Origin of the sequence: Flagellimonas alvinocaridis, assembly GCF_004916895.1 — a bacterium.
GTDB lineage: Bacteria > Bacteroidota > Bacteroidia > Flavobacteriales > Flavobacteriaceae > Flagellimonas > Flagellimonas alvinocaridis.
Map to the genome: position 1 here is coordinate 1 of NZ_SNTZ01000022.1, position 9,051 is coordinate 9,051.

8 protein-coding genes and 2 pseudogenes are annotated in these 9,051 nt (G+C 37.1%); 8 read left to right on the top strand and 2 right to left on the bottom strand.

Annotated features, from left to right (window positions below; genetic code table 11):
* Nucleotides 1-146: 146 nt before the first annotated feature.
* Nucleotides 147-470: pseudogene (locus tag EZV76_RS16640) on the bottom strand (N-acetylmuramoyl-L-alanine amidase family protein); the annotation flags it as partial.
* A gap of 189 nt (nucleotides 471-659) precedes the next feature.
* Between EZV76_RS16640 and EZV76_RS16645 the strand changes: the two are divergent.
* From EZV76_RS16645 to EZV76_RS16685, 8 genes are all read left to right on the top strand, one after another.
* The gene (locus EZV76_RS16645) at nucleotides 660-947 is read left to right on the top strand and encodes a hypothetical protein (RefSeq protein WP_008610937.1); all 288 of its coding nucleotides are present in this window, start codon (nucleotides 660-662) and stop codon (nucleotides 945-947) included.
* Between the two features lie 270 nt (nucleotides 948-1,217).
* Nucleotides 1,218-3,620, top strand: coding sequence for a TraG family conjugative transposon ATPase (locus EZV76_RS16655; RefSeq protein WP_136567665.1), 2,403 nt, complete (start codon nucleotides 1,218-1,220; stop codon nucleotides 3,618-3,620).
* Nucleotides 3,621-3,625: 5 nt separating this feature from the next.
* On the top strand, nucleotides 3,626-4,213 hold the full coding sequence (locus EZV76_RS16660; protein ID WP_439108203.1) for a conjugal transfer protein: 588 nt from the start codon (nucleotides 3,626-3,628) through the stop codon (nucleotides 4,211-4,213).
* A 2-nt stretch (nucleotides 4,214-4,215) separates the two neighbouring features.
* Nucleotides 4,216-5,058 carry a hypothetical protein gene (locus tag EZV76_RS16665; protein ID WP_136567666.1) on the top strand — a complete coding sequence of 281 codons (843 nt, stop codon included), beginning with the start codon at nucleotides 4,216-4,218 and terminating at the stop codon, nucleotides 5,056-5,058.
* 11 nt (nucleotides 5,059-5,069) lie between these two features.
* Nucleotides 5,070-5,684, top strand: a complete 615-nt coding sequence (locus tag EZV76_RS16670; RefSeq protein ID WP_136567667.1) for a conjugal transfer protein TraK — start codon at nucleotides 5,070-5,072, stop codon at nucleotides 5,682-5,684.
* A gap of 51 nt (nucleotides 5,685-5,735) precedes the next feature.
* Nucleotides 5,736-6,665: a conjugative transposon protein TraM gene (gene traM, locus EZV76_RS16675; protein WP_136567668.1), complete on the top strand. Its 930-nt coding sequence runs from the start codon at nucleotides 5,736-5,738 to the stop codon at nucleotides 6,663-6,665.
* Nucleotides 6,662-7,498: a DUF4138 domain-containing protein gene (locus tag EZV76_RS16680; protein WP_136567669.1), complete on the top strand. Its 837-nt coding sequence runs from the start codon at nucleotides 6,662-6,664 to the stop codon at nucleotides 7,496-7,498. The genes traM and EZV76_RS16680 overlap by 4 nt, the downstream gene beginning before the upstream one ends.
* Nucleotides 7,499-7,505: 7 nt before the next feature.
* Nucleotides 7,506-7,877 carry a hypothetical protein gene (locus tag EZV76_RS16685; protein WP_136567670.1) on the top strand — a complete coding sequence of 124 codons (372 nt, stop codon included), beginning with the start codon at nucleotides 7,506-7,508 and terminating at the stop codon, nucleotides 7,875-7,877.
* Between the two features lie 22 nt (nucleotides 7,878-7,899).
* On the opposite strand, the pseudogene EZV76_RS16690 reads toward EZV76_RS16685, so the two are convergent.
* Nucleotides 7,900-8,904 (bottom strand): annotated as a pseudogene (locus tag EZV76_RS16690) (ATP-binding protein); the annotation flags it as partial.
* Nucleotides 8,905-9,051 lie beyond the last annotated feature (147 nt).

Below are 9,051 nucleotides of genomic sequence, written 5' to 3' on the forward strand. Positions count from 1 at the left end.
TTTACGATTGATTCCGTGTTCTTCTTCTTTGTCATTTTAAGTGTTTTAAATGGTTAATGAATCCATCTTCAAGGCTAGCCTTGAAGATAACAAAACCATCACTTATCTTTAGACCAAGTTCAGTCCACTTTTAGTTGAAGATTTACACAATGCAGCGACAAAAACAAGTCAGCTTTTAGAACTTTGGTCAACTTCGTTCTATCCGATAACGAAATAAGCGAATCGCTATATCTAGTCAGATAAATATCTAGTGGTTTTACTAGGTCGTTATTCAGTTTCAAAATGGCATTTGCAATATCCATTACGACATCCTTTTCTTGGATTCCATTTACGCCAATTGCACCAGCATCTTTTCCACCGTGTCCAACATCAATTACAATTCGCTTTTGAGCGCTCGTTTCCTGTCCAAAAATAAAGCACATTTTTAGAACCAAAATCACAAAACTGACGTTTTTGAGCACTTTTTTCATCATCATTTTTCAGGTTATCAACAACTTGCTTTCAAAAATCCATAGGATTTGATGCTAAATAATAGCAACGGAATTCAAACAATATCAAACAATATTTTATTCACAAATATTTGATTTTCAGTAATTTATATTCAAATATATGTAAATTTCCAATAAGGAAAATGAACTAAAAATTTAAACCGTTCCGTTATGAAAAAATCACACTATTTAGCATCCATTCTTTCGCTCTTATCCACTTCGCTTTTTGCTCAAATTGGTGGCATAGAAGATTCAGTTAACGATGTTGGCGACACAATACGAACTATATTTCCAATACTACTCGGTGTAATCTTCCTCGTGGGTTTCCTGTTTAACGCAGGACATTTTTTTGGGGAAAATGCAGACTTGAAGAAGGGGATTACCCGAGTTTTAGTATTTGTACTTATTGCTGGTGCAGTAGTCGGAATATTTACATACCTAATCGGAATCGTTGTCTAATGAAGCGGTTCGAGGTCTATAAAAACATTAGGAAAAGGGCAGTCATTTTTGGCTTGCCCATTTCCCTGTTTGCCTTGATGATGGTTTCCATTCTCGCATCCTTATTAATCATCATTTTTTCTTTCAGCTTTGTGATGATTATAGGCATTTTGGTTTTCAATGCAGCTCTATATGTAGCGCTGACAAGAATCACACACAATCCTCAGCTGTTCCAAACAGCTAAAGCCTTTCCGGAAATAATTAGTAACAAAAGAAACTCAGGCTTCAACTATGAATAAGATGAACCTTTCGGCATATCAACCCATTGTAGATGTTCAAGACAATATCATTTTTGCCAATAATGGCAATGTGGTTTTGTGTTACAAAGGCAATCTACCGGAAATCTATTCCTTATCTGAAAAGGATTTTGAGGATATGCACGGTGCTTGGTTTCAGGCTTTCAAGTCATTGCCAGTTGGGACTGTGGTTCACAAACAGGATATCTATTTGAAGAAATCGTACACTTCAGAGGAACTTCCAAATAATACTTTTTTAGAAAAAGCTACCCACGAGCATTTTAAAGGTCGTGGTCATATTGAACATAAATGTTTCCTGTTCTTTATCTTGACCAAAAACAAGACTCTCAACAACTCAAAATATGTCAATCCGTTCCGAAAAGTTTCTAAAGGAATCGTACAGGAACTGGACGACAGTATAAAGAGTTTTGCCAACTCAGTAAGTGATTCGGTTTCCTTTATAAACAATAGCCGAAAAATGAAATTTGTTTCGCTTGAAGCAAAAGAAATTCAGCAGTTAACCAACGGCTATTTTAATGGTTTCAATGATGGATTTGATACCGATATCATATTAGATAAAAAAAGCGTCAATATTGGCGAAAACCATTTTGATACCCTGGACATCAACAGCGAACTGTGCTTTGGCGAAAGTGTACAGAGTAGCAAGACCAATGAGAAATTCACTTCTGACGATTTTGTTTTTCATCAAGGGTTTATTGATGGTTTAGGGCTTACGCTTAATGAGAACCATATCGTCAACCAAATCCTATATCTCGATGACAAACAGAAGTGGCGCAAGCTATTGGATAAAAAGATTGAGGAACTCAACAAAAGTTCCAACTTCGGTTCGCAGAATAAAGTGGTTTTAGGGAAAATTCAGCACATCCTTGACCAAATCAATGCCGATGATAATGCACGGATTATTCGTGGGCATCTGAATATTGTCTATTGGGCAAAGGAAGCCAAAGAGCTCGATAAGATAACCTCAAAAATAAAGACCGAATTTAAGGAATTGGATATCATCCCGTATTACCCACGAGGCGAAGAACGTAAGAATTACATCCTTAATAGTTACTGCTGTTTCTCTTCTAACTTCTCAAATAATGATTTGTATGTGACTGATTTAAAACACGCACTCTGCCTGTTCATTAACAATACAAACTATAAATCTGATAACACCGGAATCATATTTAATGACCGCGAGCATAACATTCCTGTTCTGAAAGATGTTTGGGACGAAAAGAAGAAACGAATCAAAGCAAGGAACTTTGCGATTTTTGCGCCAACTGGCGAAGGCAAATCTTTTTTGGCCAATAACATTTTGCGCCAGTATTTTGAAAGTGGTGTCCGTCTGGTTATCATTGATTTGGGTGGCTCATACACCAAGTTTGCAAAACTCTATCCTAAAAAATATACGGTGCTACGTTACGAAAGTGGTAAAAACTTAGGTATAAATCCCTTTTTTATAAGCGATACAAACGACCTCACACCCGAGCGATTGGAAGACTTATCTGTTTTCCTTTTTGAGCTGTTCGCTTCAGATTTAAAAGTAACCAAAGCACAATCAGTTTCGGTCAAAAAAATACTGCGTCATTATTACGATAGCACTTTAGAAAATCACTCGTTAGATGGTTTTTACAGCTTTATAGAAAGGAATCAGAAAGACCTTCTGGACACCCTAAAAATCCATCCCGACTACTTCAACGTCACAAGCTTTTTGCACGTAATGTCAGAATATGTCGGCGATGGTCTATATAGTTTTTTGTTTGAAGTCAGCGAAGACCAGACCTATAAAATAGAGGACAAACGATTGATTGTTTTTGAACTGGACGAAGTGAAAGACAACAAAGAAATCCTGTCCGTTATGTTGAAGCTGATTAAGTCCGCCATCCAAAGAACTATATGGAAAAACCGTGCTGAAAAAGGTATCATCCTTTTTGATGAGTTTGCCAAACAATTGAAGTTTGAAAACGTACTGGAAAGTGTGGAATTCTACTATCAAGCCATTCGTAAGCAAAATGGTGCTATTGGGATTATTCTACAATCTATAAATCAGCTACCCAACAACTCAACATCAGCAAGCATACTGGAAAACACACAGGTTATTTATAGCCTGAACAATGAAAAGGGCTATGACGAATTGGTCAAGCGTCTGAACCTATCCAGTCACGACCTTAACCAATTAAAGTCCATCAAGAACAATCTTTCCGGTCCACGCAAGTACACCGAAATGTTTATCAAGATTGGTAGGGAAAGCAACATCTTCCGGTTGGAAGTTCCAAAGGAAGTCTATGCTGCATACTTAACCGATGGACAAGAAAATGAGGAAATAATGAAGCTCTACAATCAGCATAACGATATGCAAAAAGCAATAATTCAATTCACATCTAAAACATAATAATTATGAAAACAAACTTCAAAACATTCTTATTCGGGCTAATCTTTACAGTAGCCTTTTTATTCCCTAGAAATGGTACCGCACAAGGAATGCCAGTTTATGACAACACCAATTTTATCAGTTTGGTAAAACAACTTTTGGAATCTGGCAAACAGACTGCCGAAATGATTAAGTCAGTAAAATTTTTAAAAGACGCGAAAGAGGCTATTGAGAAAGTCTCAAGTGTGGTGGAACAACTTAATGCAGTCCAAGAAATAGCAGCCAACAATCAACGCCTTATCAATGTAATGCAGAATGATTTGCAGGATATTTTGAACTCGCCATACATCAAACCGGAAGAAGTTACGAGAGTGGTGGAATCATTTGATGTTATAGTCCAGAATTCGTTAGATACTGTGGATTTTATGGGCGAAATCCTATCCAGTGATAATCTAAAAATGAGCGATGCCGAACGTGCTGAAGTTTTAAAGCAGAAAGAACTGGAATCCAAACAAATGGTGTCTAACATCAATTCTAAAACCAAACGCTATAAAGACATAATTTCCTTCAGAAAAATGCAAGATAAAGTCAATAACCGAGAAACAGACTATTAAAAATGACAGCGACCATACTTTTAGGAATTGGTTTGGAATACATCGATACCGTTTTCCAGACTATACAAGCCAGCGACTTCTCGCAATACACCATTGCAGGGATGAAAACGCTTGCTGTCCTATTTTTCTTAGTCAATATCCTTAAAAAATATAATGAAGGTATTGCGGATAAAGACGGTTATACTTGGGGATTAAGTCCAGGTGAACTGGCAAAGAATTTCGCCATTGTTATTTTGGTCATATTTTCAACACAGGTGTTAGGGTTTTTCGATGGCATTTTAGTGGCCATTGAAGGGCAGTATCGAGGGACTGCACCTGCACTATTACCCTTGCAAATGCAGGACATACCGTTAGAGGAAGACGTAAGTCTTTTTGATGCCGCAAGTTCGGCAATGACGCTCTTATACGAAGCATTGGTAACACCTTTATATGGTTTCAAAATATTGGCGTTCATCCTGAGTACGATTCTTTGGATATTGGACTTGTTTATCTATCCGTTGTTTTTGGCAGAACGTTTTTTCCTATTGGGAATAATGCAGGCATTTTTTCCGTTGGTCATAAGTTTGGCAGTCTTCGAAAAATTCCGTTCGCTTGCCTATACGTTCTTCAAGTTGTACGCTGCTGTTTATATGTTGGTACCGGCTTTCTTTCTGGTCAACGTATTTGTCAATGCTATCTACACCGAAATCAACACCAATTTCTGGGTCAACCTGTTTGGAACTGATACAGGTCAAGGCTTTTTTGCACCTGTTGTTCAATTAGGCTCTGTTGCCTTTATCGTCTTCTTAAAGTTCAAATTGTATCGACGTGCGACTTCATTTACACTCAGATTATTTACCAACTAATTCCAATGAAAATGAAAACACCATACAAGAATATTTACAGTGTCTTAAAACTGAATCGGTTTATTGTACTGTCAGTTGTAGTCTGTGCGTTGCTGTCCAGCGTTTTTGCATTATGGATGGCTTTTAGCACCAATCAGAAAGCACTCAATAGCGCGTTCGCCATCAATACCGATGGTAGTATCATTCCGCTAAAGCTCGTAACCCAAAAAGAGAATTTTAGGGTTGAAGCTCTGGCACATTTAGATTTGTTCCACAGGTATTTCTATAACATTGATGCGAGCAATTATGAAAGCAATTTGGAAAAAGCGCTTTGGTTGGGAAACAGTTCTGTAGATAATCTGTATCGACAGAAAAAAGCGGATGGTGTTTATAACAGACTATTACAATATTCATTGGTGCAAAAGGTACTGAGTATTGATTCCCAAATTGAGGAACAAAATGGAACGTATATTTTTAGAACGGTTACGGTCTTTGAAATCAACCGTGGTTCTATCATCGATACTTACGAACTGGTATCCACCGGAAACCTCATTACAGTTGACCGAAACTTCCCAAATAATCCACACGGTCTTTTGATTACAAATTACTTCGAGAACACTTTAAAAAAATTAAACGATGAAAGTTGAGCCGACCTGCCTGACGGAAGGCAGGTAATCGGCATTTAAAAACTCACTCTTATGAAAGTAGAAAAGAACAAAATAGTATTTGCAGCTGTCTTGGCCGTGATTTTCATATTCCTGATTTCCTATTCTGTAATGGTAATGGGCGATGATGAAAGTGAGAACGAAAATCTTGAACAGACATTAGTACCAGATTTAGAAGAAAACCAAAAAGAATACGAATCTAAATTGGATGCCATTAATGATTTAAAGGAAGTCCGTGAAAATAACGCACCCAGCATCTACGATGAGAAACTAATTGATTCCCTGGGCTTTTATGACCCAGATTTACCCGAACGAGAAAAAGAACGTATTGTGGATAGTATCTATGATGCTGGTAAGATTAAATATTCTGAAAAGCGGTATCAAAATTTAGTACGAAAGAAAACCATTACAACTAAGACTGTTGAAGTTGATTCTGCTGAAATCAAAAGAGAACAAAAAATCGAAGCAAAGGAACTGGGCCTGGAACACCAATTGTTCTTTGCGGCTGCACCTAAACCCAATGAAGTTTTAATCCTCGGCAATACAGACGAAACTATTTACGTCGTCGTGGATGGCGACCAAGTGGTAAAGGCAAATACCAGGTTACGGATGAGATTGACCAAAGCGGCGACAATCAATGGCAAACTGATGCCTAAGAATACACCAGTATTTGGCTTTATCAGCTTTCAGCCCAATCGTGCTTTGATTGAAATTGAAAACATAAAGCATCATTCTACAAGTCTGAAAGCCTTCGATTTGCAAGATGGTAGTGAAGGTATCTACGTAGAAAACAATTTTCGAGCAGAAGTTACGAGTGAAGTTCTGGATGATATTATTGGCGACATCAATATTCCAAGTGTTCCGCAAGTTGGCGGAATTACCAAAGTATTCAGACGTAATAACCGAAACGTGAAAGTAACCGTATTGAACAATTACAAGTTAATTCTAAAACCTAAATTATGAAAGCTATATTTCTAACATTGATTCTATTTGTTTACACTTTCGCGAAAGCTGGCGCACAAACAATTCATACTCTCGACACCATTTATGCTAACGACACCAAAAACGTTGCGCTGTTCTTTCCAGAACCAATAAGGCAAGGCATAACGGGTTCAGATAATTTTGTATTTACTTACAATCGTGAAAAAGAACAGTATTTTGGATTGCTTCAGGCAAAGCCTGGAAAGGAAAGTAATCTGTTGGTAGTCAATAGGAATGGTTCAATTTTTTCGTATATTGTAAGGTATAAAAAACAGCTGTCTAAGCTCAATTATTTCATTCCGTTATCAAGTAGTATCGGTAATGAAAAACCGATTGTAACTGATTCGGTTCTTGTTGATTCTTCAGAGGAAATTGTAAATAACAGAACTTATTATTATCAAAAATTCTGTTCTTATCTACTCGGAAGAAAACAGCGCATAGCATTGAAAAGAGAACGAAAGTCAAGAATCATTCTCAACGTAAAAAGAATTGTATTTGATAAAGAGGAATTGTATTTCGTTATCCAAATTGAGAATAATTCCAGTTTAGATTATGATTTGAATTTCTTGAACCTTTCTATTGAAACTCGACAAAAAGGGAAAAAGAAATCCTTGCAACGCCTGTATCAAGAACCGTTTTACACATATTTTCTGCCATCAAAAATCGCAGAAAATGAAACGGTTCGATTCGTTTATGTGATGCCCAAGTTTTCATTGTCCAATGACCGCAGGGCAATTTTAGAACTGAACGAGAAGAATGGCGGACGAAACATTGAAATGAAAATATCACATAGATATATCAATAACCCAAATTAAAGTCATTATGAAAAAAATCGTCACTTGCTCACTCGTATTACTGTTCATTTCTTGCGCCGATTCTGAAACTAAAATTTCAGGACCAAGTGCCACAGCCCAAATTGTTATCGAAAGCTTTTATGAAAAAGATGAAGAAACCCTAAAGGCTAACTCAACACCACAGGCATATTCAAACTATATGAATACCATAAATATGTTCAATGCTACCAAAAAGGATGATTCCAACTTTACCGTTTTGCAGGATACGATAATGGGCGATGTGGCTTGGGTAAAATATACCACAGCTTACGATAAAACACCAGGTCTTTTTAAATTGGTCAAACAAAATGGAAAGTGGCTGGCAGATGCTAGAGGTTCAAAGGATAAATCGCCTTTTTAAGAAGAAATAAGTTTTATTAATTCTAATCAAGGTTAATTTCCCAATAGCCTCTTGTATCGCCGTGACGGACTAAAATCCCTTTGTTCTTAATAGCTGTAATATGTTTGCCTACAGCGGATTCATTAATCTTTAAAGCTTCAGCAATCTCACTATAAGTTACAGCAGGATTTGCAGCAATAAGTTTAAGTACTTCTTTCTGCCTTTTAGTTAGAGATTCATTCTCATCGATTACACCACCTTTTGCACCACCTATTACACCACCTTTTTGACCACCTTCTGTATCTTCAACATTGGTATTAGATTCAGCAGCAACTTCCTTAGCAATAAACGTCATTCTAAGGAAGTTATCCGAAAAACTAAAACTTTCTTTTCCGTAGTGTTCTAAAATACGAGGGATGCCTGAACCCAATTGTTCTACCAGTTCCAAATCCTTAAAAATTCGCATTAATTCCTTGTTACGTGGGACTGAAAAGCCCTCGAAAAACTCTTGTTTACTTAAACCGTCAGGCAAACCGCCTGCCGATGTGATTTCAATTCTATCCGCAAAGATTTCAAACTTTGGCGTAATCTCATTAGTATAATCGTTATGCACAAAGGCATTGATTATTGCCTCACGCAAGGCAATAGGATTCCATAGATTGGCCTGATGGCGTTCTTTGGCTGTAATCTTGGTGTTGGTTCTGTTCTCGACCGCAATTTTATCTATCACTTGTTTGGTAGCTTTTACTAAACATTCGTGACCGTATTCGTTACTCTCTATCAAATCTGTTCGCGTAGTGCCGGAATATTTTGCAACTTTAATAGAGGTGTTGTTCTTATCTGCCAAAAGATAGCCAGCATAATTATATGCACCATCTTCAGTAAGCAGTTCCAAGTTCTTTGCAAATGCTTTACCAAGGGTATGACCCGATTCCTCGTAGTAGATTTTCAACTGGCTAAAGCTTAAATCTTGACGACCCGCTTTAATTTTACTGATGGAATTTCGGGTGCGTTTGGCAAAGAGCTCGTCTATCATTTTTTGTGGCATGTAAATCTTCAACTAAAAGTGGACTGAACTTGGTCTAAAGATAAGTGATGGTTTTGTTATCTTCAAGGCTAGCCTTGAAGATGGATTCATTAACCATTTAAAACACTTAAAATGACAAAGAAGAAGAACACGGAATCAATCGTAAAG